This window comes from Nostoc sp. DedQUE07 (assembly GCF_034530975.2).
Taxonomy (GTDB): Bacteria; Cyanobacteriota; Cyanobacteriia; order Cyanobacteriales; family Nostocaceae; genus Nostoc.
The window spans coordinates 1-24,010 of record NZ_JAVRCC020000081.1 but is presented as its reverse complement, the minus strand read 5'-3'; the positions used below and the strand labels follow the sequence as shown (position 1 = coordinate 24,010).

19 protein-coding genes, 1 tRNA gene and 2 pseudogenes are annotated in these 24,010 nt (G+C 41.0%); 10 read left to right on the top strand and 12 right to left on the bottom strand.

Annotated features, from left to right (window positions below):
* Window positions 1-114 precede the first annotated feature (114 nt).
* Window positions 115-981 carry a carboxylating nicotinate-nucleotide diphosphorylase gene (nadC, locus tag RMZ95_RS32400; protein ID WP_322685277.1) on the top strand — a complete coding sequence of 289 codons (867 nt, stop codon included), beginning with the start codon at window positions 115-117 and terminating at the stop codon, window positions 979-981.
* A gap of 107 nt (window positions 982-1,088) precedes the next feature.
* Here nadC and RMZ95_RS32395 read toward each other — a convergent pair.
* Both RMZ95_RS32395 and RMZ95_RS32390 read right to left on the bottom strand, forming a co-directional pair.
* Window positions 1,089-1,319: pseudogene (locus RMZ95_RS32395) on the bottom strand (transposase); the annotation flags it as partial.
* A 358-nt stretch (window positions 1,320-1,677) separates the two neighbouring features.
* Window positions 1,678-2,181, bottom strand: a complete 504-nt coding sequence (locus RMZ95_RS32390) for an N-acetyltransferase family protein (RefSeq protein ID WP_322675644.1) — start codon at window positions 2,179-2,181, stop codon at window positions 1,678-1,680.
* A gap of 626 nt (window positions 2,182-2,807) precedes the next feature.
* On the opposite strand from RMZ95_RS32390, the gene RMZ95_RS32385 reads away from it, so the two are divergent.
* Window positions 2,808-3,752, top strand: a complete 945-nt coding sequence (locus tag RMZ95_RS32385; RefSeq protein ID WP_322685276.1) for a hypothetical protein — start codon at window positions 2,808-2,810, stop codon at window positions 3,750-3,752.
* 160 nt (window positions 3,753-3,912) lie between these two features.
* On the opposite strand, the gene RMZ95_RS32380 is transcribed toward RMZ95_RS32385, so the two are convergent.
* Complete coding sequence (locus tag RMZ95_RS32380; RefSeq protein ID WP_322685275.1) at window positions 3,913-5,583, bottom strand: ABC transporter ATP-binding protein; 1,671 nt, start codon at window positions 5,581-5,583, stop codon at window positions 3,913-3,915.
* A 480-nt stretch (window positions 5,584-6,063) separates the two neighbouring features.
* On the opposite strand from RMZ95_RS32380, the gene RMZ95_RS32375 reads away from it, so the two are divergent.
* On the top strand, window positions 6,064-6,312 hold the full coding sequence (locus tag RMZ95_RS32375) for a hypothetical protein (RefSeq protein ID WP_322685274.1): 249 nt from the start codon (window positions 6,064-6,066) through the stop codon (window positions 6,310-6,312).
* Between the two features lie 14 nt (window positions 6,313-6,326).
* Here RMZ95_RS32375 and RMZ95_RS32370 read toward each other — a convergent pair whose 3' ends face one another.
* Entirely contained in the window at window positions 6,327-7,109 is a 783-nt protein-coding gene (locus tag RMZ95_RS32370; RefSeq protein WP_322685273.1) for an RNA methyltransferase, read from the bottom strand.
* 94 nt (window positions 7,110-7,203) lie between these two features.
* A tRNA-Leu gene (locus RMZ95_RS32365) sits at window positions 7,204-7,284 on the bottom strand.
* 406 nt (window positions 7,285-7,690) lie between these two features.
* Here RMZ95_RS32365 and murA point away from each other — a divergent pair.
* Window positions 7,691-9,058 carry a UDP-N-acetylglucosamine 1-carboxyvinyltransferase gene (gene murA / locus RMZ95_RS32360; RefSeq protein ID WP_322675649.1) on the top strand — a complete coding sequence of 456 codons (1,368 nt, stop codon included), beginning with the start codon at window positions 7,691-7,693 and terminating at the stop codon, window positions 9,056-9,058.
* Window positions 9,059-9,469: 411 nt separating this feature from the next.
* Here the strand turns inward: murA and RMZ95_RS32355 are convergent.
* From RMZ95_RS32355 to RMZ95_RS32345, 3 genes and pseudogenes are all read right to left on the bottom strand, one after another.
* A pseudogene (locus RMZ95_RS32355) lies at window positions 9,470-9,690 on the bottom strand (Uma2 family endonuclease); the annotation flags it as partial.
* A 446-nt stretch (window positions 9,691-10,136) separates the two neighbouring features.
* Entirely contained in the window at window positions 10,137-10,292 is a 156-nt protein-coding gene (locus RMZ95_RS32350; RefSeq protein ID WP_322685272.1) for a hypothetical protein, read from the bottom strand.
* Complete coding sequence (locus RMZ95_RS32345) at window positions 10,289-10,684, bottom strand: addiction module protein (protein WP_322685271.1); 396 nt, start codon at window positions 10,682-10,684, stop codon at window positions 10,289-10,291. Before RMZ95_RS32345 ends, RMZ95_RS32350 begins: the two co-directional genes overlap by 4 nt.
* Window positions 10,685-10,834: 150 nt before the next feature.
* Between RMZ95_RS32345 and RMZ95_RS32340 the strand changes: the two genes are divergently transcribed.
* From RMZ95_RS32340 to RMZ95_RS32330, 3 genes are read left to right on the top strand one after another with little or no spacing between them, the layout of a single operon-like run.
* Window positions 10,835-11,056, top strand: coding sequence for a hypothetical protein (locus RMZ95_RS32340; RefSeq protein WP_322685270.1), 222 nt, complete (start codon window positions 10,835-10,837; stop codon window positions 11,054-11,056).
* On the top strand, window positions 11,044-11,487 hold the full coding sequence (locus RMZ95_RS32335) for a type II toxin-antitoxin system VapC family toxin (protein ID WP_322685269.1): 444 nt from the start codon (window positions 11,044-11,046) through the stop codon (window positions 11,485-11,487). Before RMZ95_RS32340 ends, RMZ95_RS32335 begins: the two co-directional genes overlap by 13 nt.
* A 43-nt stretch (window positions 11,488-11,530) precedes the next feature.
* Window positions 11,531-11,686, top strand: coding sequence for a hypothetical protein (locus RMZ95_RS32330; RefSeq protein WP_322685268.1), 156 nt, complete (start codon window positions 11,531-11,533; stop codon window positions 11,684-11,686).
* A 265-nt stretch (window positions 11,687-11,951) separates the two neighbouring features.
* On the opposite strand, the gene RMZ95_RS32325 is transcribed toward RMZ95_RS32330, so the two are convergent.
* From RMZ95_RS32325 to RMZ95_RS32310, 4 genes are all read right to left on the bottom strand, one after another.
* A complete protein-coding gene (locus tag RMZ95_RS32325; protein WP_322685267.1) occupies window positions 11,952-13,541 on the bottom strand; it encodes an ATP-binding protein in 1,590 nt (529 codons plus the stop codon).
* 165 nt (window positions 13,542-13,706) lie between these two features.
* Window positions 13,707-17,690, bottom strand: coding sequence for a magnesium chelatase subunit H (locus RMZ95_RS32320; protein ID WP_322685266.1), 3,984 nt, complete (start codon window positions 17,688-17,690; stop codon window positions 13,707-13,709).
* A gap of 805 nt (window positions 17,691-18,495) precedes the next feature.
* The gene (gene galT / locus RMZ95_RS32315; protein WP_322685265.1) at window positions 18,496-19,596 is read right to left on the bottom strand and encodes a galactose-1-phosphate uridylyltransferase; all 1,101 of its coding nucleotides are present in this window, start codon (window positions 19,594-19,596) and stop codon (window positions 18,496-18,498) included.
* Entirely contained in the window at window positions 19,575-21,431 is a 1,857-nt protein-coding gene (locus tag RMZ95_RS32310; RefSeq protein WP_322685264.1) for a glycoside hydrolase family 2 protein, read from the bottom strand. The genes galT and RMZ95_RS32310 overlap by 22 nt, the downstream gene beginning before the upstream one ends.
* Before the next feature lie 669 nt (window positions 21,432-22,100).
* Between RMZ95_RS32310 and RMZ95_RS32305 the strand changes: the two genes are divergently transcribed.
* The 3 genes from RMZ95_RS32305 to RMZ95_RS32295 all read left to right on the top strand — a co-directional run bounded on the left by RMZ95_RS32305 (window position 22,101) and on the right by RMZ95_RS32295 (window position 24,002).
* Window positions 22,101-22,316, top strand: coding sequence for a hypothetical protein (locus tag RMZ95_RS32305; protein WP_322685263.1), 216 nt, complete (start codon window positions 22,101-22,103; stop codon window positions 22,314-22,316).
* A gap of 490 nt (window positions 22,317-22,806) precedes the next feature.
* A complete protein-coding gene (locus tag RMZ95_RS32300; protein ID WP_322685262.1) occupies window positions 22,807-23,565 on the top strand; it encodes a PPC domain-containing protein in 759 nt (252 codons plus the stop codon).
* 203 nt (window positions 23,566-23,768) lie between these two features.
* Entirely contained in the window at window positions 23,769-24,002 is a 234-nt protein-coding gene (locus tag RMZ95_RS32295; RefSeq protein WP_322685261.1) for a hypothetical protein, read from the top strand.
* Window positions 24,003-24,010 lie beyond the last annotated feature (8 nt).

Sequence of the window (24,010 nt, the reverse complement as noted above, 5' to 3'; positions counted from 1 at the left end):
CAACTATTTTTCCCAAAATATTTTTGGATGGCTTCTGCATCACTATCAAAGCCTTGGATGGCAAGAGTTTTAGGCTATAGTATTGCTGGAAGTCTCTAAGAAAACAATAAATTTGTGAGCAATTCTGCTGTTTTGCCTCCCTGGCTGGTTTTAGATCCTCTTTTGCGTAGCTGGTTATTGGAGGATATTGGTAGGGGCGATCGCACTACAAATACTTTACTAGTAGAAGATGTGACCCTAGGCTCTGCTAAATGGATGGCTAAAGCTTCAGGGATAATTGCTGGCTTACCAGTTGCAGCTAGGGTGTTTCAGATTTTGAATGAAAAAGTTAGCTTTGTGGCGGTTGCGGCTGAAGGTGCATGGTGTGAGCCGGGACAGGTGGTAGCTGAAATTCATGGTTCGCTGGATGCGCTGCTGATGGGGGAACGAGTCGCACTCAATTTGGCTATGCGGTTAAGTGGAATTGCTACGCTGACTAATATATATGTAGAGAAAATTGCTGATTTACCTGCTCAGTTGGTGGATACGCGTAAAACTACGCCAGGGCTAAGACTGTTAGAAAAGTACGCGACTGCTTTGGGTGGGGCGATTAATCACCGCATGGGGTTGGATGATGCGGTGATGATTAAGGATAATCACATTGCGGCGGCTGGCGGAATTGGAGAAGCTGTTACCCGTATTCGTTCTCAGATTCCTTATCCCTTGACTATAGAGGTAGAGACTGAAAGTTTAGAGCAAGTGAAAGAAGCTTTGCAGCACAAGGCTGACATTATTATGCTAGACAATATGCCTTTGGATCTAATGTGCCAGGCGGTAGAGTTGATTCACCAACAAGAGAGACAGGTAAAAATTGAAGCTTCGGGGAATGTGACTTTGGAAACGATTCGCGCTGTGGCGGAAACTGGTGTTGACTATATTTCTAGCAGCGCGCCGATTACTCAATCGAAGTGGTTAGATTTAAGTATGAGGATTGTACTTTAAATAGAAAGAGGCAAATCATCCTACTGCAAAGTCATTGTAATGTCGCATTCAGGACTTATGCAACTGGCACAAGCAATGGTGTGCGAAGCGCACCGAGCACCCAAAAACTACACAGAAGACATCGCAATATCTGGACGTTTTAGTTGCTCAATTAAATAATTAGAAAGCAAATTGTACTTGAGCTTGTAAATAGTTTTACCTGTTTGATAAGCTAAACTTTTCAGTCTTAGCCAAACTAAGATAACTCAAGCAATATGATTTCTATGAAGACGGGCTTGACGGCATTGAGATGATTCAATGCCAGTTAGTTGCTTTATTTCTCTATGAAGCTCCTCAATGAATCAGGAGATTTAAAAGCACAAGGCTTTTTGTTACTTTTTCAGCAAGTCCTATGTACTACTGGCTAGCGATCGCACTGTGCCAATTGCTTAAGTCCTGGCATTTTTGGAGGCTCAAAGCCTAACACAATATCTTTCTTGTAATGTGATAGCGAGTTCAATCAACTAGTTTGTAGACACAGTTGAAAATAGTGGATTTTGGTTAGACTACAATCTGAAATTAGAAAAAATGAGAAAAAAGCGATCGCTTACTAATTATCTAAGAATTACCTGAGAATCATGGCAATGGTTACGGGCAATAAATTCAGATCGTTTGTTACCAAACTTAATTTACAAGTCTCAGAAAATAGCGATCGCTTTAAACAACAGGTTTACTAATTTGCAGCCCCATGATTACTAAGTCCCGTTCAACGCTATCAAGTTCGGCAATTTTAGGCAAATGTCCCCAGCGTTGAAAACCAAATGTCTCAAAGAGTTTTAAACTGGGCTGATTGTGGGCAAAAATGAAGCATACTAGGCTCTTTATACCCAAACTAGGACTTTCGCTAATTGCTTGTGCTAAGAGTTGTCGTCCCAACCCACATCGATGAAAGCTAGGGGCGATATAAATACTGATTTCGGCAGTCTTACTATAGGCAGGTCGCCCATAAAAGGATTGGAAACTAAGCCATCCAGCAATTACTCCTTCTACTTCGATTACCCAAAGTGGGCGTTGTGAAGGCGATCGCCCTTTAAACCAAGCAAGGCGACTTTCCACAGATACTGGTTCTAAGTCAGCGGTTGCCATGCGGCTAGGAATTGCAGTGTTGTAAATTGCCACAATTGCAGGCAAGTCAGTTTCAGTCGCATGGCGAATGGTCATTGCTACCGTCTCAGAAAAAATCTTCAGAAAATATTTAAGAATAATACAGTGTTAATAGTAGCAATTCTACGGTTTCTATCGTAATTGTCACAGATACTTTGTCAGATAGAGATAGTCTACCTTAGATAAGATAATGTCTAACCTTAGTACCAAGTATGCAATGCGCCACTATAAAAGCCACCACTGCTGTTATAACTAGAGCAAAATTACAACACCCTACTTCATGTATTTTATTTAACAGAGAAACTTTTTAATTTATAACTTTTTATTTTTCTAGCATGATTCAGTACTCATGCTAGAGAAATAGATAAATTTATCATCCCAGAACAAATAAAATTTTTATCTGAAGATTTATATACTCCTTTCTACTCCAAGCTTTCTATCAGAAAATAATATCTCAATTCCTTTAGCAGGATAGATTACAAATAATTCTATCCTGAGTGAACACATAGATTTTTTAGGATTTTACATAACAAAAAATTACACTTGTCGTTATCCTAATAAAAGCTGGGTTTCAATTCTATTTAATAAATACAAGTTATATATAGCTAAAGATAGAGGTTGATCTCATTTATTATTATTTAGAATTAATATAAAATAATCAATTAAAGTTAAGCAAAATTACTATGTCTATTAATTGTTTGAATATTAATGATAAATTTAGTACTAATAAAAATACTAATATTTCAAAAATTGTTGAAATAGCGCTTTTTATAGATCAAATAAAAAGTAGTATTTGGGTTTTTGGGATTCCATCTTGGCTTTTTGGGATAACTGATAGGAGTATAGCCGCATTTGCCGATGGTTATTTATCTCCTATAGAAATATTTCAGCTATTTACAGCCTCTTTCTTTTTTGTGAGTTGGTTATATCTAAAGCCGGAAGAAAGCTTCACTAGTAATGATTTAGACCCCAGCCAGTATCAAGAATATCTGGATCGCACTCAAGCTAATAAGCTTCAAATAAAAAAGCTCCACATGATAAGCCAGGAGTATATTTTACCGTTTCCTTATATTTGCCAAATTTATCATCTATTGAGCTTAAAGCATTTGGAAACAGTTCATAAATTTAGCCTTAACAACCTAAAAATTTTTCAAATTAGCCACTTTCAGCCCACAAATACTGGTGGGATAATTAAATTTCAAACAATATTAGACTCACCAGCTAATCCTTTGAGAATTTGGCGACAACCTATTGTAGAGGTGGATTTAATATTACACAGCCCTTACACTGTTGAACTAAGTATCCCAGTTTACAATAACAAAAGAATAATTGTTATATTTCATGCTTTCCCGTTAAATGACTCAGAACATCAATTTTTTATAGATATTTATAGTGACTTAGACTGGCCAAAGCCATTATTACAAATAATATTGCATTTTGCTTCTTGCTTGACTCTATTTGAAGATTTGCCGTATTTAAGAGCTTTAGCTGAAAAAAATATAGGGCGTTTATTCAACTTAAGTAAAACTTCAAATCACGAGACTGCATTGCTATTTAAAAGATTCGTTGAACTTTATAATTCGACTGGAGAACCAACTAGATTAGTTGAGGAAAGAGAAGATAGTTAGGAGTTAGGAGTGAGGAATTAGGAGTTTAAAACTTCTAATTTCTGATTTTATTTAGGGACTTGCAAAAAATAAATTATTTAAAATTATTTCTAGGTTTGTAAGGGCGCAAAGCTTTACGCCCTTACTATGATGGGGTGTTTTTTTACTGAAAGTTTTTTAGTTAAGCGCGTGCTAGTAAGGGAGCAGCAGCTAGTAAAGTTTTGGTATAAGGGTGCTGAGGATTGGCAAAAATATTTTTTGTCAGACCAAGTTCGACAATTTTACCACCATTCATTACGGCAATCCGATCGCACAAAAATCGAGCTAACCAAAGATCGTGAGTGATGAATAGATAAGTTAACTCAAACTCTTCCTTTAATTGCAACATCAAATCTAGCACCTGCGACTGAACGCTGGCGTCTAACATACTCACTGGTTCATCGCAGATTAAGAGTTTCGGGTGAGTAATCAAAGCACGAGCGATCGCTACTCGTTGTTGTTGCCCACCAGACAAATCCGATGGATAACGCTCATAATACACTTCTGGCGGTGTTAAGCCAACTTTATTTAGCATCCACAAAACCTGTTCTTTTGCTTTGGCAGGATTGGCTAAATTGTGGATAAATAAAGGATCTGCAATACTTTGTCCCACTGTCATTGCTGGATTGAGACAAGCATGAGGGTCTTGAAAAACCATTTGTATTTGTCGCCGCGAGGAACGAATTTCTTGACGCGATAGTTTAGTTAAATCCTGTCCTAAAAACTCAACTTTGCCACTAGTGGGACGAATTAGTTGCAATATTGTTCGTGATAGTGTGCTTTTACCACAACCTGATTCCCCGACTAAACCGAGAATTTCTCCTGAATAAAGATCCAAGTTGATTCCATCTACTGCTTTAATTGTCTGCGCTTGTGTGTTAAGCAGTCGTTCGATAAAGTTAGGTTCTATAGTGTAGTGTTGCTTGAGTTCTGTAACACTCAAAATTGGAGATTGCTGATTAATAATCGGTAATTGCTTTTCTTCGTCATTTGCAATTATCAATTCTCCACTATCAGTTACTGCTTGAATATGTAATGCTGCTTTTAAAAGCGATCGCGTATATTCATGTTGAGGTTGCCTAAATACGGTTTCTGTAGAACCCATTTCGACCATTTTGCCGTTGTACATCACGCCAATGCGATCGCAGTACTCAGCCACCATTGCTAAATCGTGAGAAATCAGCAGCAATCCCATATTTTCTTCACCGCACAGGCGAGTTAATTCTTGCAATATCTGCGCGGAAACAGTGACATCTAAACTGGTAGTGGGTTCGTCAGCAACAATAAATTTGGGGTTGAGAAGTAAAGCTAAAGCGATCGCTACCCGTTGTCGCATTCCACCGCTAAACTCATGAGGATACTGATTCCAACGACTGACTGGAATATTCACTTTTGCCAAGGTAGCAAGTGCTTTTTCTTTAGCTTCCCGCGTTGATAATTCTGGTGAGTGCGCCTGGAGGGTTTCGATACAATGCTTACCAATGGTCATCAAAGGATCGAGGCGTGTCATGGGATCTTGAAAAATTAAGGCGATCGCTTCTCCCCGAAATTTCCGTAACTGATTAGGTGTCAAGTCAAACACGGACTGTCCTTGAAATGTCACCCGTCCCTCAATCCGGCTAGAGGATGGTAGTAAACGCATTACTGCCCGTCCGATAGTTGATTTACCACAACCTGACTCTCCCACCAATCCCATTCTTTCACCTGGTTTCAAGGTGAAAGATACATCATCAACCGCCCAGCTTGTTTTTTCTCCACTTCGCCCAGGATAGGCAACTTGCAGATTTTCGATACAGAATAAGGCTTCACTCATAATTAGTTATCAGCCCTGAGCTACCAGTTTTTATAATTTCAAATTTAGGATAGTCTATCAAATTAAGTATTAGACCTGTTTTATAAAACTTACCTAAACGTAGCCAAACTTGATTTAGTGTACCTGTAGCGATCGCGTTCAGGAAGCAAGAGTAACCTATGTTTAAAAGCATTGGACTTATTTTATATCTCACGGCACTTGATGCTCGTACCATATCTTTTTTTTAAACAGGGTAATGACCCACAACTAAAGTAATCAATCATAATTTTTTCCTTCTGCCTTCTGCCTTCTGCCTTCTGCCTTGTCTAAGACACGCTCCGCGATCTGCCTGCTGTTAATTGGAGACAGCTATCGATATTCTTCATAACCACTGCTAAAGTTGATACAGCACACAACTATGATGTTATAAGTGCAAAATTTAAATCTGTAGGAACTAGAATCAAAATTAAGTCAGTAAATCAGGATTTTCAAGTTAATATTATGGAGCAAAATCAGCCAGAACAGCGGCGTGCTGTCGATCGAGTGTTTCAAGAATCCCTCGAACAGTTGGAGGATATCTTGCAAGAAAGTTCGACTGAGGAAGAAGAAATCCCCCAACTGCATAGTAGTACTTTCACTGAAGTCGAACTCGATGAAGACTTGATAGATATTGATTTAGCCGCTCTTGAGGACGCAGTTGCTGATATTGAACAATATCTCGAAGAAATAACAAAAACCCAATTGGGGTAAAAAGTTAAAATTTATTACTGACAAATTAGTTGCCGTTGAGCTTCGTACAACATTAAAGCGGCTGCGATCGCCACATTCAAGGATTCCACTCCAGGACTCAAAGGAATTCTGACTTGGTGGTCTGCGATCGCTGCTAAATCTGCTGACAATCCAGCACCTTCATTTCCCAGTAAAATCATACTGGGTTTTCGCCAGTCCACTTCCCAATAAGTTAAAGTCGCATTGGGTAAGGTTGCCACTACCTGCATTCCTGCCTGCTGACTTTGTTGGACTGTCGCTTTTAAATCTTCGGTTACGGCTGTTGCTAGGCGAAACCATTGCCCTGCGGAAGCACGTAGAACTTTAGGACTATCTAAATCTACACTATCTCCACTGACCCACAATCCTGATGCTCCCGCGGCGGCGGCGGTGCGAATCATCGTACCCAGGTTGCCGGGATCTTGTATCGTCTCTAAAGCTAGCACTAAACCAGTCAATGGTAGTTGAGTTTGGCGTTGGCTTCGTTTTGCCGTTGCCACCACACCATCCGGTTGGACTGTGGTAGCGATCGCATCCAAGACTTCTCTACTGACAATTTCGGCGCGATCGCATCGGCTACAAGCTTCTTCCCACAGCGAAGGATGGGCGATTTGCCAATCTGGGGTACAACACACTGTTTCTAGCAGGTAATTGACCGCACAAGCTTCTTCTAACAAGTGCGTCCCTTCTAGTAAAAATAACTGTTGCTTATGCCTCTCCTTGGTGGAGTGCAGCTTGCGAATTTGTTTGACTAGGGAATTCTGTAAACTGGTCAACATCAAAAAGTTAAGAGTTAGAAATTAATAGTTAGGAGTTAATTTAGTTGTTTTTCAACTTATAACTCTTAACTTATAACTCCTAACTTAGATAGTATGCGGAACCCGGGACTTGAACCCGGAAGCCTTGCGGCACTAGAACCTGAATCTAGCGCGTCTGCCATTCCGCCAGTTCCGCTGGCATTTGTGCTTATCGACAATTTCTTATTATTGCGTTATGTTTTACCTTTGTCAAGTAAAAGCATAATGCCTACTTAAAAGTTTCTAACTGGAAACGTGTTTTTCAGGTACAAGGTCGAATCAAAATATTAACTCGACAGTACAGCATTGATTTTTAGAGAATACTTAAGTTATTTTACTGAGTATTTAATTTTGCTTAAAACTACTGCTGATTGATTATTTTTTTAAATTTTTTAAAAATCTCAAAAAGCCTGCTATTGCTTGTTTACAGCCTGCATTTTCACCAAAAAAAAATTTTTTTTATACCAAACAGTGCTTTAAAACGTGGACATTTTGAATCTTTACTGTAGAATCAAAACCAACTTCAAACATATAAAATACGTATTACTTTTGGAGGTAAGCTTATTAATCCTTCTACCATCTTACCAGATGCCAAAATTACTCCAGAAGCAGACTCCTCAGTCTTGCAAATTTGGGGTGGGCATCCTTTGCGGGGTCATGTAAAAATTAGTGGGGCAAAAAATTCAGCACTGGTAATCATGGCTGGAGCCTTGCTGTGTCCGGGCGATTGTCGTATCCGTAATGTCCCTTTGTTAGCGGACGTAGAGCGGATGGGTCAGGTGTTATCGGCTTTGGGTGTGCAATTAACCCGGCAAGGTGACATTTTAGACATCAATGCCAGCGACATTAAAACATCAAAAGCTCCCTACGAATTAGTTACCCAGTTGAGAGCGAGTTTTTTCGCCATTGGAGCCATTCTGGCAAGACTGGGAGTAGCACAGATGCCGTTACCAGGCGGTTGTGCGATTGGGGCAAGACCAGTTGACTTGCATGTTCGAGGACTGCAAGCAATGGGAGCAGAAGTACAAATTGAGCATGGCATTTGTAATGCCTACGTCCCTGGCAGCAGCCGGAGATTAAAAGGTGCGAACATTTACTTAGACATTGCCAGCGTTGGAGCTACGGAAAATTTGATGATGGCGGCTACCCTAGCAGAGGGTGAAACGATCATCGAAAATGCTGCCAGAGAACCGGAAGTAGTCGATCTAGCTAACTTCTGTAACGCGATGGGAGCGAAGATTAAGGGCGCGGGGACTAGCAGAATTATTATCGAAGGAGTCCCGAAGTTGCATTCTGTTGACTACAGCATTATTCCCGATCGCATTGAGGCTGGGACGTTTTTGCTAGCAGCAGCAATTACCCGCTCAGAACTTCTTCTCTCGCCAGTGGCTCCAGAACATCTCATCCCAGTAATTGCCAAGTTGCGGGATATTGGAGTGACAATAATTGATGAAAAGCCTAACCAATTACACATTCTGCCAGCGGAAACCCTTAAGGCAACGGATATTGAAACTCAATACCATCCAGGTTTCCCCACAGATATGCAAGCACCATTCATGGCTTTGCTAGCAGTGGCAGAAGGCGACAGCGTAATTAACGAATCCGTCTTTGAAAATCGCTTGCGTCATGCCTCAGAGTTGAATCGTTTGGGAGCAGATATTCGTGTCAAAGGCAATGCTGCTTTCGTTCGGGGAGTACCAAAATTATCTGGCGCACCAGTATTAGGTACAGACTTACGAGCATCGGCAGCCTTAGTCATCGCCGGACTAGCGGCAGAAGGACAAACCACAATTCAGGGTTTACAACACCTCGATCGCGGCTACGATCGACTTGATATCAAGTTGCAGCAATTGGGGGCTAAAATCCTCCGCGTGGGCGAAACACCAACAGATGCAGAAATCGCTCCCAGCATCAGTAGCCTGTCAAGTTGAAGTCGATTGGTTAAGACTGACGCGGGGATAAGAAGAATAAGGGAGACAAGGTAAAATTTTCTCCCTTGTCTGCCTTTATCTCTGCCATCTATACCTTGCGATCTGCTGAATTATCCTGATAGATAGAGGCTTTTAAGCTTTGTCCATATCTTTTTTTGATGAATATTCTGGAAAAATCTGTGTTGGCTGTTACAATATTGTTAAGAAAAGTTGCCCGTTGCATTTTAGGAACGCGTAATTGGGTTTTAACTCTCTTGAGAAGACAACGCAAAAATATTTTTTAGACCAGCTGTGGGAGGCTGGTCTTTTTATATTTAAAGTCCTCACAAATTATACTTATCTCTTTGGGTATAATACTCACGCTGTTTTATTAATTACTTTTATTGGTTTGTAATAAATTGGTTATGTCAGTTACCAAATCGCCTCAAGGTTTGAAATAAACCCCTGTAAAACATCTTCTCCTGACAAAGTAACAGGCGATTCCAATACCTCTACCTCTTGGTCTTGCCGATAAATCTCTACTTGTCGAGATTTACGATTAATTAACCAACCCAAGGCACACCATTATCTATGTATTCCCTGATCTTTCCCTGAGCTACTTTCAAACTATCCCTTGGCGAAAATACCACTATAGGCGCTACCTACGGTGAGCTACGCTAACGCACCTTTCCACATTTCCAAAAGCGATCGCGGACTCTATGATTGCACTGTAGCAGAGCGTCTGTATAGAAAAATGAGCGATCGCTATTTATAAACATTCAATTCTCAATTTTGCGATGCTGCTATAGACTCCTATCACAACCCCAACCAACACCGTAAAGACTGCTCTAACACTTCAGCATCAGCTAACTTGCCAATCACTTTTACAATTAAGCTTTTATGCACTGTGTATAAACCTCTCTTGACTGCTGTAGGCACTTTAGCCCTGCTGCGGACCATTCAGACAAGACAAACTCATCTTCTAGCAATGCTCCAGTTTTGCTCGTCAAGGGTGTAATTAAGATGTCTTGAGAAACGTGTGTGCATTTACAACAACAGCAGGTCTAACTTTTGAACTGGACAAACCTCAAAAGGGATACTAAACCAAAATGATGTCATTTTTAGAGTAGTTGGGCATAGACATCATCCTCTCTAAAAACTCATCACCCAGACCGGGTTTCTGACTCTCGTACCAACTGTGTGCATCATTGAGTTCTTCTCGAACCTCTGGGCGAAATACCAGGACATAATTCATTGCTGTCCCTTAATTGATGCTTTGATTTCCTCCCAAGTCAGCACATTGTCTGGATTTGAATCATAGTCAGCAGTTCGACGATCAAGCTCTTGCTTTTGTGCATCGGTTAAATCAGGGTAAACTTGCTCTGCTGCGATGCTATCCCAAATTGCCTGCACAATACGGATTCTATCTTCAACACTAAGAGTTGCGATTTCGTTCAAAGTAGCTGTGATATCCATACTGATTAACTTGGAGTGAGGAAGCAACTGGTACACCTTAAATATAGCGGACAAGATTTTGTCCATCAAATCAAATGCTGCATCTGCTTTGATGCCCAACAGTGCGATCGCCTTGCAGAAAACCTCAAAAACAAAGCCTAGACCCGTAACGGCTTGCTGTTTGTTAGACATCGCTGTTATGGAAGAGTTAGTGCGATCGCAATGGTTATTCTGATAAACAAGCAGATATCAAGCCTGTCTAGGTTTATTTGTAAAATAAAGAAATGCAGTCTGTCTGTGTATATTTGACTTAGAATCCAGAGAAGTGGCAGTGAATATTTTATGTCTAATTATCAAGAAGTACTATTGCAAGCTCAAAGCCTAACTCCTGAAGAGCAAGTACGCTTAATTGAAGAATTGTCAAGCTTAATTCGTCAACAGGTAACGATGACACCTAAGCCAAAGCATAGCATCCTCGAATTACGTGGGTTAGGTAAAGAAATCTGGAATGGCGTTGATGCTCAAGAATACATTAATCAGGAACGTGATTCATGGAATGGCTAGTCCAGCTACAGGGGCAAATTGTAGGTTTGGATACTGCTCCACTAATTTACTTTATTGAAGAAAATCCTAATTATTTGGATGTTACAGATGCTTTTTTTGAAGCTATGTTTCGTGGTGAGTTTAGCCTTGTAACATCAGTTTTGACTATCACGGAAGTATTAGTCTATCCCTTGCGACAAGGAAACATAGCATTAGCTCAACAATATCGTGAAATTCTATTTAATTCCCAAGGTTTAACTACTATAGAAGTTTTCCCTGACATTGCTGAAAATGCAGCACAATTAAGGGCAAATTATAACTTAAGAACCCCAGATGCTATTCAAATGGCTACTGCTATTCGTAGAGGTGCATCATTTTTCTTGACAAATGATGCGCGGTTGCCGTCTTTACCAGCGTTAACAGTGTTAGTGTTGGATCAACTGATAGTTTGAGTCTTTTTGTCTGTTGCGATCGCTTGTTGTAGAAGAGTGAACGATGTCTACGACGGGCTACGCCTACGCCTTGCAGAAAACCTTAAAAACAAAGCGATCGCTGTTGTGTAAGAGTGTGCGATCGCCTTTCAGAAAATCTCAAAAACTAAGCGATCGCCTATTGCGGAAGAGTGAGCGATCGCTTTATACTTATCCTTGATAATTCAAAACTAGTTCTAAAATTTTCTTGAGTTCAATAATAGGTAAAGGTTGTTGTCTTGAGCCTCCAAATAATTGGTGTGTCACGCCATAAAATACATTAGTTGTAATGTCTTTTTCTGTAAGAATATCGCCTTTATCTCTTTGCAGATTTTCTTTATCTTTAAAATTAACATCCCAAACAACTAAAATATCAATATGAGTGATATCTTTTTTGTTTGAACTAATATCTTTGTATATACCAATTAGTTCTCTTTTAAATTCTATTAATATTTCTTTTTTAAACTTTTTCCATTAGCATTAAAAATATTTTTATGAATTCCTAAATGATTATTTTCTGAATACTCAACTTGCTCTGTTTGGTCTAATCGGTATTCATATAATCCATCATAAACTTGATAACCAGAAAGAACTTTAAGATAATATCCTCTTAAAAAACTTTGCGCTATTAATTCAACAAAAAGGCTAATTACTTCTTGTTCTTCTACAGGAGGAAAATATTTTTGTGTCAAAATTGAATTGAACCATTTTTTACCTTTAAATATACGGGTAAGTTCTTCTTTAGCATCGTACAATGGATTATTAATCCTACTGTCGCCACCACCTACGATATAGCGACGATATTTTATGAAATTTCGTTGTTTTAATATTTCCAAAACTGTCTCAGCTATTTGTTTCATTCGATAAGCACTTATACCCTTACGACCAGCATCTAACTCTTTACGTACTGACATATCTTTTATGTCAACAATTACTGTATATGGTAAATAGTTACTATGCTCAAATGGATCTAAGCAAACACCAATTGGCATTCCACATATTGAAAGCCAAAGTCCATGTTCTAAAGCAAAATCATAGGAAATACCATCTTCATTTCTAAATTGGTCATTATACTGATTAATATGAGATTTGCTAGTTGCAGAAATAAAGATACGTGCATGTAGCGGGTTTATCGTACCAATTTTTATATCGTCTATTGTCTCATCCAATACTATAGCTTTTCTTGCTTGATCTCTTAAGTTTGTCGGTAAATTTTCTGTTCCTTCTACAAACTTCTCATACTGAGTGAGTCTATCATAAAATTGTAATTCACTATTCAAAACTGACTTAACTACTTCTCTAATAGTTAAATAACCAGTCTTTAGCGGTACATTTTTTCCACTAATTGTTAAGCTAAATTCAAAACAACTACCAGCATTAAACACTGTATCTAATATTCCTACAATAGATTGAGTTCTTAGAACTGCTATGATAGTTTTATCTGATTTTGCTATACGAAATGTTGCTGCAAGAGATTCCTCTACAACCTCTTCAGGAAATCTTAATGGAAATTTAAGTATGATTTTTGTTCCATTTTTTTCATCAACGTCTTGTGCCTGTTCACCAGAATCTTCTTCTTCAGAGTTTGGTATATCTGAACCAGAATATACAAATTTATATAAATTTCTGTAAGTTCTTGATGCCTTCTTTCTATTTTTGATACTTTCTATTTGCAGATATTCACTTTGGAAAGCAACAAATGTGAATCCATAACCCATAAACCCAAATTTTCCAGCATCTCGCTCCCTTTTTAGAGATTTACCTGTAACCAGTATCTTGGATATAGCTGATTCTTCTATACCAACACCATTATCTATTATTGTAATAATCCTTTCATCAGGACTAATTTCAAGTGCAATCTTACCTTGACTAATGTTTTCCTCACCAAACTGCTCAATAATTGCATCTGCACTATTTTGTAATAACTCTGTATAAATATCCCAAATATGTCTATAGCTTGAAATAATACGCTCAATATTAGAACGTATTTGGCTGGATTCCTGCTTTGATAACTCTTCTTTTAAAACGTTACTCATATTTAAAACTCCAATATTTAGTAGTAAATACCTATAAAATGCTAAAGGCAGGCAAAATGCCCGCCCTGGAAGTACCATTCTATACTCTGATATTTCAAATTCCAATATTTGGCAGTAAATATCTAGAAAAGACTAAAGGCAGGTATAACGCCTGCCTAATTAGTACTAGTCTATCCCTTCAATCCGGTCTTCAACTTCTTGGTATAACTCGCGTAGGCGATCTAAATTCTCCTCGCTAGTCTCCCAATAACCACGTCCATTTACTTCCAATAAAGTTGATACAACCTTACGGAAAGAATGAGGATTAAGGTTTAACAACCGTTTCTGCATTTCTTCATCTTTGATGAAGGTTTCGTTAGTATCCTCATAAATCCAGTTATCTACAGCACCGGCTGTCGCACTCCAACCCATTGTGTTTACTAATCGTTTGGAGAGTTCGCGCACACCTTCGTAACCGTGATTCAGCATTCCCTCGTACCACTTGGGATTTAATAATTTGGTACGCGCATCCAAGCGCACGGTTTCTGATAATGTCCGCACTTGGGCGTTAGCTGTGGTTGTATCTGCAATATAAGATGCTGGTTTTTTACCATCACCCCGCAGACTTGCCACAAGCTTTGTGGGATCTGAATCGAAGTAGTGAGAAACGTCCGTTAAGCTAATCTCGGAAGAATCCAAATTTTGGAAGGTTGCATCAGCAGTTTTCAATGTACTTTCAAAAATCTGCCGGGATTCGTCCATAATTCCGGGGTTATCGGAATTGAAGGAGAAGGATTTCCGGTTGAGATACATTTCCTGCAACTCAGCTTCGCTATCCCAAGTGCTGTTTTCTACCGCCAAGTTGATATTTGACGAATAGGAACCAGAAGCATTGGAGAAAACGCGCGTCGCTGCTTGACGCAGATTAATCCCCATGTCTTCGGCTTGTTGCAAAGCGTGTTTGCGAACAAAGTTCATTTCTAAGGGTTCATCTGCCTCGGCTGCCATCTTCACGCCTTGGTCTAGCAGGTTCATTTGGTTGATGAACAAGTCGCGGAATACACCAGAACAGTTGATTACCACATCAATTCTGGGTCTTCCCAACTCTTCTAAAGGTATCAATTCCAACTTGTTCACCCGTCCCAAGGCATCTGGAACTGGACGCACGCCCACCATCCACATAATTTGCGCTAGGGATTCGCCGTAAGTTTTGATGTTATCGGTTCCCCAAAGGACGCAGGCGATGGTTTCTGGCCATTTTCCTTCGTTTTCGGCTTTGTTACGTGCTAAAAGCCTGTCTACGACGATTTTGGCTGATTGGACTGCTGCTGTTGTGGGGATGGATTGCGGATCGAGTGCATGGATATTCTTACCCGTGGGTAATACATCCGGGTTGCGGATGGGATCGCCACCAGGGCCGGGTAGGACGTACTCACCTTCTAAGCCTTTGAGTAATGCTCCGAGTTCGTTGTCGGCACAAACTTGCTGAAGGCAGAATTCCAAATACTCAAATAGGGGTTTTAGGGCTGCGGTATCAACTTTGGGATAACCTGCTTTATGCAATGATTCCACCCAAGGTTCTTTTTTGCCCATGTTGAAGAAATTCAACCGGGAAACTAGGGAAACTCGTCCTTCGGCGTCGATTTGCTCTTGGACAAGGGCAGTTACTGCTGCACGGGTTGCCAAAGTGATATCTTGCAATAACTGGACATCTTCTAAAATGCCTCTGTCATTATTTTGGTAAATATCGTCAATATTACGCCCAATGCTATTGGCGATAATTCCCGGTAAGCCTTGAAGTCCTTCTTCTTGACGATCTAGACTAGCAATGTTGACCAGAGTTGCGATCGCTTCTTCTGCACTTGGCGGTTTCCCAATGACGTGCAACCCACAAGGCAACAACCGCGACTCGATTTCCATCAACTTGCGGTAGACGTTGCCAACAATATTATCCCGGTCTTCGGCACTCATATCTCTGGCATCGGTTTCTGGCAGGTCAATATCCTTATCCAGATTCACGATCCGGCATTTATCCATGATGCTGTTAACAATGGGAACACCGCGTCCGCTATCTTTTAAGGTTTGGTAGGAAGCAATTAATTCGCTAAGTTCCTTCAAACCTTTATACAACCCAGCATTTTCTGCTGGCGGTGTCAAGTAAGAAATTGTTTCGGCATAACTCCGGCGTTTGGCAATTGTCGCTTCACTCGGATTATTCGCTGCATAGTAATACAAGTTGGGAATTGAGCCAATCAAGTTGTCTGGATAACAATCACCAGACATCCCCATCTGTTTACCTGGCATGAATTCCAAGGAACCGTGTGTACCAAAATGCAGTACAGCGTCAGCTTTCCAAACTTGCTCTAAATAAGTGTAGTAAGCAGCAAAACCGTGGTGAGGACTAGCTGAACGGGAGAACAACAGCCGCATCGGGTCGCCTTCGTAACCAAATGTAGGTTGGACACCGATGAAGACATTACCAAATTGCTTACCATAAATTAGCAGATTTTGCCCATCGCTGTTGAGATGTCCGGGAGGTGGCCCCCAGTTTTCCTCTAAGCGTTGAGAATATGGGGTCAGCGCCTCATACTCAGGAACCGACATTTTGTAAGCAACGTTCAGTTCTGGGCTGTTGTACTGCGCCTGTGCGTCATGGATGACTTCTTGCATCAACGCTTCGGCTGATTCTGGCAATTCTGGTAAGTCGTAGCCGTTATTTTTGAGGGCTTTCATCACCTCGTAGATGGAGCCGAATACATCCAAATAAGCGGCGGTTCCGACGTTGCCTTTATCTGGCGGAAAGCTGAAAACGGTGATGGCGACTTTTTTCTCCAGCTTCGGTTTGCGGCGCAGATTTGCCCATTTTAAGGCGCGTTCGGCTACAGCTTCAACCCGATCGCGCAGTGCGATCGCTTTCCCTGTAGCCCCATCTCTACCTGATAAAATTATCGGTTCAATTGCCCCATCCAATTCAGGAATCGCAATTTGCAAAGCTACTTGAATTGGATGTAACCCTAAATCGCTATCCATCCACTCTTCTGTGGTTTGGAATACTAAGGGTAATGCCACCATATAAGGACGGTTTAAGCGTTTGAGTGACTCAATTGCCTTGGGATGATCTTGTCTGGCTGGGCCACCCACTAAAGCAAAACCAGTTAGCGATATCACTGCATCTACCAACTGTGTATTGGTATTTGGTTCATAGAAGTAAGCATCCACAGGCTTGGAGAAATCCAAACCACCAGCAAACACAGGTAATACCCGTGCGCCTAGTGCTTCCAACTCTTGCACCATTGCTACATAATGGGCATCATCGCCTGTAACTAGGTGAGTGCGTTGCAATACTAACCCTACACAAGGAGCGAGGGGATCTTTGAGATCGTTAGAAATATCCTTACGAGCTGTGTACCAATTGAGGTACTCTCTGACATCTTCAAACATACTGGGAGCCAAAGGATGCCAAATCCCTAAATCGGGATAAACAACTGGCTGTTGATATGTAGAAGGTGCAATTTGTTTCTCTAAACCTTTAAATACGTATTTATCAGCTAGCATCAGCAAGAAGTTTTCCAGATTTTCTGGAGAACCACCTAGCCAATACTGAAAACTGAGCATGAAATTTCGGGCATCCTGTGCCTTATCCATTGGTAAAAACTTCAGCACTTGCGGCAGCGTTCGCAAAAGCTTCAGCATTCCATCTTGGAATCCCGCGCCGGATTTTTCTTTGCGTTTCCGCATGAATTGGGCGATCGCACTTTTTGACTGACCCAACTGTGCCAAAGAAAAGCTACCCATTTTACTCAGGCGCATTACTTCTGGCATCGAGGGAAAGACAACGGAAACATCCAAGCGATCGCGGTGTGGTTCTACTGCTGCTACTACTTTCTGTGCTAAGTCTTCGATGAAAATGAGGGAAGCGATGAAGATATTCGCACTCTCGATTTCTCGTTTGAACTCCTCATAGTTCTCTGGGTCGCGGAGTTCCTCAATCAAGTACCCGCTGATTTCAATCGCCAAGTTAGGATTGTTCGCGTTAATCGTGCGAACCGCTTGCGACAATGCGCTTTGGTACTGGGACTCAAGCACGACATAGACCACCTTGATTAAACTACGTCCGCGTAAGTTATCAGGCGCAATGTGTCTAATGGTGGACTTGACGTGTGTGAACATGCTTCTTCGGCTCCTTTGATGCGTGTTCTCTGAAGGAAGTTCCTAGCGGCATTAGCAGCCACAGGTAACTTGCGATTTTTTAGGCAATATCTGTTTTTTATCAGAAAACGCTTGCCCAGTAGGCATTTTATCCTCTATCTGACACAAATCGATATAAAAAACGAAATATTTCTTCGTAATTGTTGACTTTATCTAAAAGTATTAGCTCACATCTTTGTAAAATTTTTGCAATACTTATTTTTAATAGTTAAATAGCTAAATAGCTATTTAACTCCATTTACAAAACAAAACTTGCTTTGCTGACTAAATATTTTTTAGTTAGCATAGACATACCTTAAATATGTAGTTGTAATTTATAAGAAGCAGTAGAAAGGCAGAGTTTCTTTCGGATTAAATTGAAAAATTATCAACAAATACAGTTCGGTTAAGAATTTTTTGGAGAACCATAGATAGGACTGTAGAGATGCGAAACTTCGAGTCTCTACACAATCCACTAAATAAAAAGCAATTAGTATTTATCTTCTGCTTAAATAAAACCATGCTTGATAAGAAAACAGAATAAAAATGAAGTATAAAATTTCTCGTCATGCACAGACAGAAATGGAGCGAAGAAATATATCTCAATTTTTAGTTCAATCTGTTTTTTATATTATTAACGTGAAACGGGATTACAGAAAAGTTAAAAACCGTCCCCGATTAGAAGGAACGGTTAAGACAGTTTGTTGATGAACTAATTCAATAGGTGGACAAACTTCCAATTTATGCGTTGGTTTGTTCAGAAATTAAGTTACAGTTCCAAACCCTGTCACACCGAAATCGGTTCTTCAATGTTTACCACCACGGCTTGTAGTTCCTTCGCTTTCTCTTCCGGTAAGGCATCATTGGCAAACATCCCCGCTGCGAGTTCAGTTCCCGCGAGATATTTCAGCCTTTCGCTTGTCCGGTATGGTGGAAAAAACTCGGCGTGTAAATGCGCTTCGGGATGAGCTAAACCGTCAGTTGGTGCTTGGAACCAAGCCATCAAGTAAGGAAATGGGCGATTCCACAAACCGTCATACTTGAGAGTGACAGTTTTTAACGCTTTGGCAAGTCCCCAACGTTGCTGTGGAGTAAGATCCATAAAAGTGCTAACTGGCTCTTTTGGTGCAAGCCAGACTTCATAGGGGTAACGAGCGCAAACTGGGACAAATGCGATCGCATACTCATCTTGATAAATAATCCGTCGATCGTCTGCAATTTCTTTTTGAATCAAGTCTTGCAGTAAACCCCGCCGATGTTCTTCATAATACTCCTGCTGCATCGACAGCATTCGCGCTGGAACAGGCGGTATAAAAGGATAGGCGTAAATTTGCCCGTGGGGATGGTGCAATGTTACACCCACCTCTACACCTTTATTTTCAAAGGGCAGCACGTATTGGATTTGGGGATTTAGTCCGAGTTCGCGGGTGCGATCGCCCCACACTGACAACAGCAAATCTAGATGATCCAACTGTAAGGAACTGAGAGAGGCGCGGGCATCTTGAGTAAAAACCACTACCTCACAGGCTCCATTAGCTGGTAACGTTTCCACGATGGTATCGGGTGGATTGTTGGCTGTCGGACTCATTGAGGGAAAGCGGTTATCAAACACTGCCACATCATACTTACCTTGTGGTAGTTCCGTTGGGAACTCAGGGTTGGTGGTAGGTGCGAGGGGATTGTATTCTGGAGGCGGCATGAATGTCCGCCCTTGACGGTGACTAGCATAAGCTACCCATTCGCCCCGCAAGGGGTGCCAGCGCAAGTGGGGATTAGCTTGCACTGGCTCATTACTAGGGCTAGGGGCTTCTAACTGACTAGTAATTGGGTAGCGACTGTATAATTTGAGTTTGCGTCCGTCGGGCTTTAACAGCTTGTGGGAGTACATAAACCTTGTCCTGAGAGGGTTGCTGCGCGGATTGCCTCAATGGGAAATTTCGGCGTGCGATCGCCGTACAATAAACCGTTAGCTTCTTGGAAGGTATCAGTTAATTGTGTGTAACAGAATCCGCTAAATAGCTCAATGTTATTAACGGTTTCCAAGAGAGCAGCATATTTCATTTCTAATTCGGAGATATTCGAGCAGTTTTCATATCCCCAAGCTTGATCGGCATTAGGTTCGTCAAGAGGGGCATAGGCGATACCACCAAATTCAGTTAACATCACTGGTTGTCCTTGATGGGGATAGTTATCCAAGGTGAGAATACGTCCCCCAGGACGGCTACGCTCAAATAGATCCGATACTTGAATATCCGGTCTGTAGCGATGGGCTAATCGTTCAGGATGTCGTTCATAGTCGTGAATAGCGAGGATGTCGGTATCGGTACTTTCCCAACCATCGTTACCAATTACTGGGCGAGTCGGATCGAGAGTCTTAGTCAGATGATACATTGCCAAGACGTAGTTACGATGAGCCGCCGTTTCAGTCAAATTTGGCACTCCCCAAGATTCATTAAACGGCACCCACGCCACAATACAAGGATGGCTAACATCTCGCTTGATAATTTCCGTCCATTCACGGGTCATCCGTTCCACAGCTTTCGGTGTGAAGCGGTAAGCGCTGGGCATCTCCTCCCATACTAACAACCCTAAAACGTCTGCCCAATATAAAAAGCGGGGGTCTTCAATTTTTTGGTGTTTGCGTACTCCGTTAAAACCCATAGCTTTTACGAGTTCTACATCACGTCGTAATGCTTCGTCATTAGGTGGAGTCATTAATGTCTCAGGCCAATAACCTTGGTCGAGAACTAACCTCAGATAGTAGGGGCGACCGTTGAGCATAAAGCGATCGCGCTGGACGCTGACAGTCCGCATCGCTGTATAAGATTGCACTTCATCTAACAGACGATCTTTATCCCATAGCTGAATTTGGGCATCTATCAGCGTCGGCTTTTCTGGACTCCACAGTAATTCATTACGGCAGTCGTCAATACCCGGATCGCTCAGAACAATGCGGCGGCTAATTTCCCCATTGAATACTTCATAGGTATCGCTTGCTAACAGGCGATCGCCAGCGCTGAGTTTAATTTTGATTTGTACATTTGAAGTAGGTAAATTGCCAGCCAGCCCAAGTTCAAACCCAATTTCCCAGCGTTCGCAATCGGGAATCCAACGAAGATTACCGATATAAGCCTCACCTACGCGTTCCAGCCAGACTGTCTGCCAAATACCGCTTGTGCGAGGATACCAAATACTATGGGGTTTCAACTGCCAATCTTGTTTACCACGAGGTTTGGCGAGGTCGTGCGGATCGTCTTGCGCCCACACTGTTACCTTGGTTGTACCAGTGTCATTTAAAGCATGGGTTATATCGAGAGTGAAAGAGGTGTGTCCGCCTTCATGCTCGGCTATATATTTATCGTTTACCCACACACGAGCGCGATAGTCCACAGCACCAAAGTGTAACAGTAATCTGCCGTCCCCTGATGGTGTTTCAAATTCTCGCTCGTACCAGCAGTTTGGATGAAAACCGCGATCGTTAATCCCACTTTTGGTAGATTCGGGCGCATAAGGAACTTCTATATGATGACACCATTCGCTAAAATCGCTGGGTTCAACACATTTTCCTTGGTCATCAAATGCGAATTTCCACAGCCCATTTAAAGTTTGCCAGTGCGATCGCTTTAACAATGGTCGTGGGTGTGCTGCTGTTAAGTCCACAAAATTACTATCTGTTTTAGAGGTCAATTTAACCTCAGGATTCTCTAAATCTAACAACTTCATCAAATTTCCTCCCTATCCATAACTCAATCAACCCTTGCTATAGACTAAATCCAGACCCAAATATTGGGTTTCCAGATATAGCAAGAGTTTTGACCCGATCGTTCATCAATCGGTTCGAGCTAGTAGCATTATGTTTTTTCGTAGCCAATACTGATACCTTCCCCACTTACGTGATGAAGTATAACAATAAGTTTATATACCCCTAGCTCGTGACATTATGGCATATACATTACCAATCTTTGCCAGGTTATCTAAAAAAAAGCATTATATTTAGGTGCCTAATAACTATCATAAATCTGCCACACGAGAAAGTGGTTGTTATGAACATTTTATTTATATCAATTGTTTAAGTAAATTTTTTAAAATCATTTATTAGTCAATAAGCATTAGCAAACAAAAGATAAATACTTAAAATCAGGTTATATAAGAGAATAACGGAACCATTCGTTGAATATTGCTAAATAGAGAGCATTTTTGTCTGCCACCACGCCGATGATGAAGTTTAAGTAGGCGGGAGGCAGCTATGCTGGAAGTTTTATTAAGATCGGAGTAGCACCCTTCCTTAATAAGAGCCACAAAACAAGAAAATTTGGTGTTCTTGTCCTAAACCCCTGTTCCGTTTGGTCACGGCAGGAAACAGTGTTTCGACTCCCTTCCCTACGGGACGCTATGCGTAGCTTGCTTCCCCCGAAGGGTACGACTACCAAGAGGGGAGTTTTCCTCCAGCAACAACTACACCAATTTTTACACCTGCTAAAATGCTGGCATTCGGTGCTGCCCACAAAATATGCCATGCTTCGGTTTTGCGGTTCGGCTCACTATAAAGGCGTTGAGCAATCTCGTCGTCGGGATGAAGGTGAATCGGTAGCCGACTCGAAGCACTAATGAACTTCTGTTCATATGGCGTACTAAGAATGTTCCTAATAACCTCGTGGCGTACAGGAATGCATTGTCTAGTATACCATCGCCTTGATACAAGCTTTTGCCTAATTCTTCACACATCTGTTATTTCATCAAACTCATTCTCGATTACGCCAATGGTGAGTCATAAGACTTTTTATGACTAAACAATACAAAGCACTTGGAATTTACTTTCACAAACACCTAACTATAGAAGTCTTTTTCATGCTGTGCTTATTGAAAAAACAGTTTAATTTAGATTCATGGTTAAACAACAAGTTCTGAACACAGCAAGCACAAAACCAAACAGCTAAGACTCTATTGAAAATAATAAATAATCTTTATTTTCATCAAACTCTAAGCCACTAAATTCCAGTAAATCTTGATTTAAATCGAAGATTTACATCTGTGCAAACCATAACTTTATCTGAACGAACTTGACCGCATTACAATCAATATCTAAAGGACAAAAAAAATGGCACTTTTCAATCTTGGTACACTCGGTAGCACTCCTGTTGTTAAGAATAACTTTGATTTAACTACATCCGATCCCACAGATGTCTTTCAGTTCAAAATTACCAGTGGCAAAAATATCAACCTTTCTCTGACAGACATTAGCGCGGGTGATGATGCCGATCTTCGACTGTTTAGAGATGCGAACAATAACGGCGTACTAGACGACTTCGACCGAAAAGTTGGAATTGTTTCCAATCGCGGAAGCAACCAAGATGAGGCGATTAACTTTAAAACTAGCTCAGGTACTTTTTTTGCGGAAGTATCTCGCTTTGCTCCAGGTAGTTCCGGAAATGTCAGTTACGATTTAGCCTTGTCTGCGACTGAACCTGCTGGAACTTTTCCGATTTCAGCTAGTTCTAGCAACCTTCTTCCCAAAGAATTTGTACTTGGTCACTTGTCAGGTAATACCACTCGTACAGGTAACGTCAATAACACTAACGCTACTGATGTTTACAGCTTCTCTTTGGGATTTCGTGAGAGTGTCGACATCAGATTGGAAGGATTAAGCAGCGATGCTGATATCCGGGTGATTCGAGACTCTAACAACAATCGCATTGTTGACGCAGGTGAGGTAATTGGAAGCTCTACTAATGCAGGTATTACTTCAGAACTGATTTCCAACATTAACACTCCTGGTGACTACTTCTTGCAGGTAACTGAATTCACTGGCAACACTAACTATAATGTGTCTTTTAGCCAGTTCTCTGTCCCTGCTTAAGTTTAGGCATTAACAGTGGTGAATAGTACTTGAAAGCTTTGTACGGCAATGCTTTCAAGAGTATGCAAATGATGCAAGCGGCAGAGAATCATACCTGAACTTTGCCGCTTTTACTCCACACTCTAGACAAAAAATTACATCAGGCTTAACTAAAACTAATCTTACTTTAAGCAAATAACTATTTACACCAAAAAAACAAAAAAATGACTAATTTCAATCTTGGTACTCTGTCTAGCACCCCTTCTCACTTTTCTTTTGAAACACCAGACCCTACTGATATCTATCAGTTCCAAATCAGCAGTACCAGAAACGTTAACTTGTCTCTTAACGAGATTAGTGCTGGTGATGATTCCGATCTGAGACTTTTTCGAGACGTTAACGGTAACGGTATATTATATCATGTCCGGATGATCGCTTACGATAAAGCTAGGAAGTAAAAATATGA

Coding starts and splice junctions, on each gene's coding strand:
- RMZ95_RS32370 (WP_322685273.1), bottom strand. CDS start 7,109: ATGTTGACCAGTTTACAGAATTCCCTAGTCAAACAAATTCGCAAGCTG.
- RMZ95_RS32375 (WP_322685274.1), top strand. CDS start 6,064: ATGGAGCAAAATCAGCCAGAACAGCGGCGTGCTGTCGATCGAGTGTTT.
- RMZ95_RS32340 (WP_322685270.1), top strand. CDS start 10,835: ATGTCTAATTATCAAGAAGTACTATTGCAAGCTCAAAGCCTAACTCCT.
- RMZ95_RS32320 (WP_322685266.1), bottom strand. CDS start 17,690: ATGTTCACACACGTCAAGTCCACCATTAGACACATTGCGCCTGATAAC.
- RMZ95_RS32385 (WP_322685276.1), top strand. CDS start 2,808: ATGTCTATTAATTGTTTGAATATTAATGATAAATTTAGTACTAATAAA.
- RMZ95_RS32345 (WP_322685271.1), bottom strand. CDS start 10,684: ATGTCTAACAAACAGCAAGCCGTTACGGGTCTAGGCTTTGTTTTTGAG.
- RMZ95_RS32300 (WP_322685262.1), top strand. CDS start 22,807: ATGGCACTTTTCAATCTTGGTACACTCGGTAGCACTCCTGTTGTTAAG.
- RMZ95_RS32335 (WP_322685269.1), top strand. CDS start 11,044: ATGGAATGGCTAGTCCAGCTACAGGGGCAAATTGTAGGTTTGGATACT.
- RMZ95_RS32390 (WP_322675644.1), bottom strand. CDS start 2,181: ATGACCATTCGCCATGCGACTGAAACTGACTTGCCTGCAATTGTGGCA.
- RMZ95_RS32325 (WP_322685267.1), bottom strand. CDS start 13,541: ATGAGTAACGTTTTAAAAGAAGAGTTATCAAAGCAGGAATCCAGCCAA.
- RMZ95_RS32380 (WP_322685275.1), bottom strand. CDS start 5,583: ATGAGTGAAGCCTTATTCTGTATCGAAAATCTGCAAGTTGCCTATCCT.
- RMZ95_RS32310 (WP_322685264.1), bottom strand. CDS start 21,431: ATGAAGTTGTTAGATTTAGAGAATCCTGAGGTTAAATTGACCTCTAAA.
- RMZ95_RS32330 (WP_322685268.1), top strand. CDS start 11,531: ATGTCTACGACGGGCTACGCCTACGCCTTGCAGAAAACCTTAAAAACA.
- RMZ95_RS32350 (WP_322685272.1), bottom strand. CDS start 10,292: ATGAATTATGTCCTGGTATTTCGCCCAGAGGTTCGAGAAGAACTCAAT.
- RMZ95_RS32305 (WP_322685263.1), top strand. CDS start 22,101: ATGCGTAGCTTGCTTCCCCCGAAGGGTACGACTACCAAGAGGGGAGTT.
- galT (WP_322685265.1), bottom strand. CDS start 19,596: ATGTACTCCCACAAGCTGTTAAAGCCCGACGGACGCAAACTCAAATTA.
- RMZ95_RS32295 (WP_322685261.1), top strand. CDS start 23,769: ATGACTAATTTCAATCTTGGTACTCTGTCTAGCACCCCTTCTCACTTT.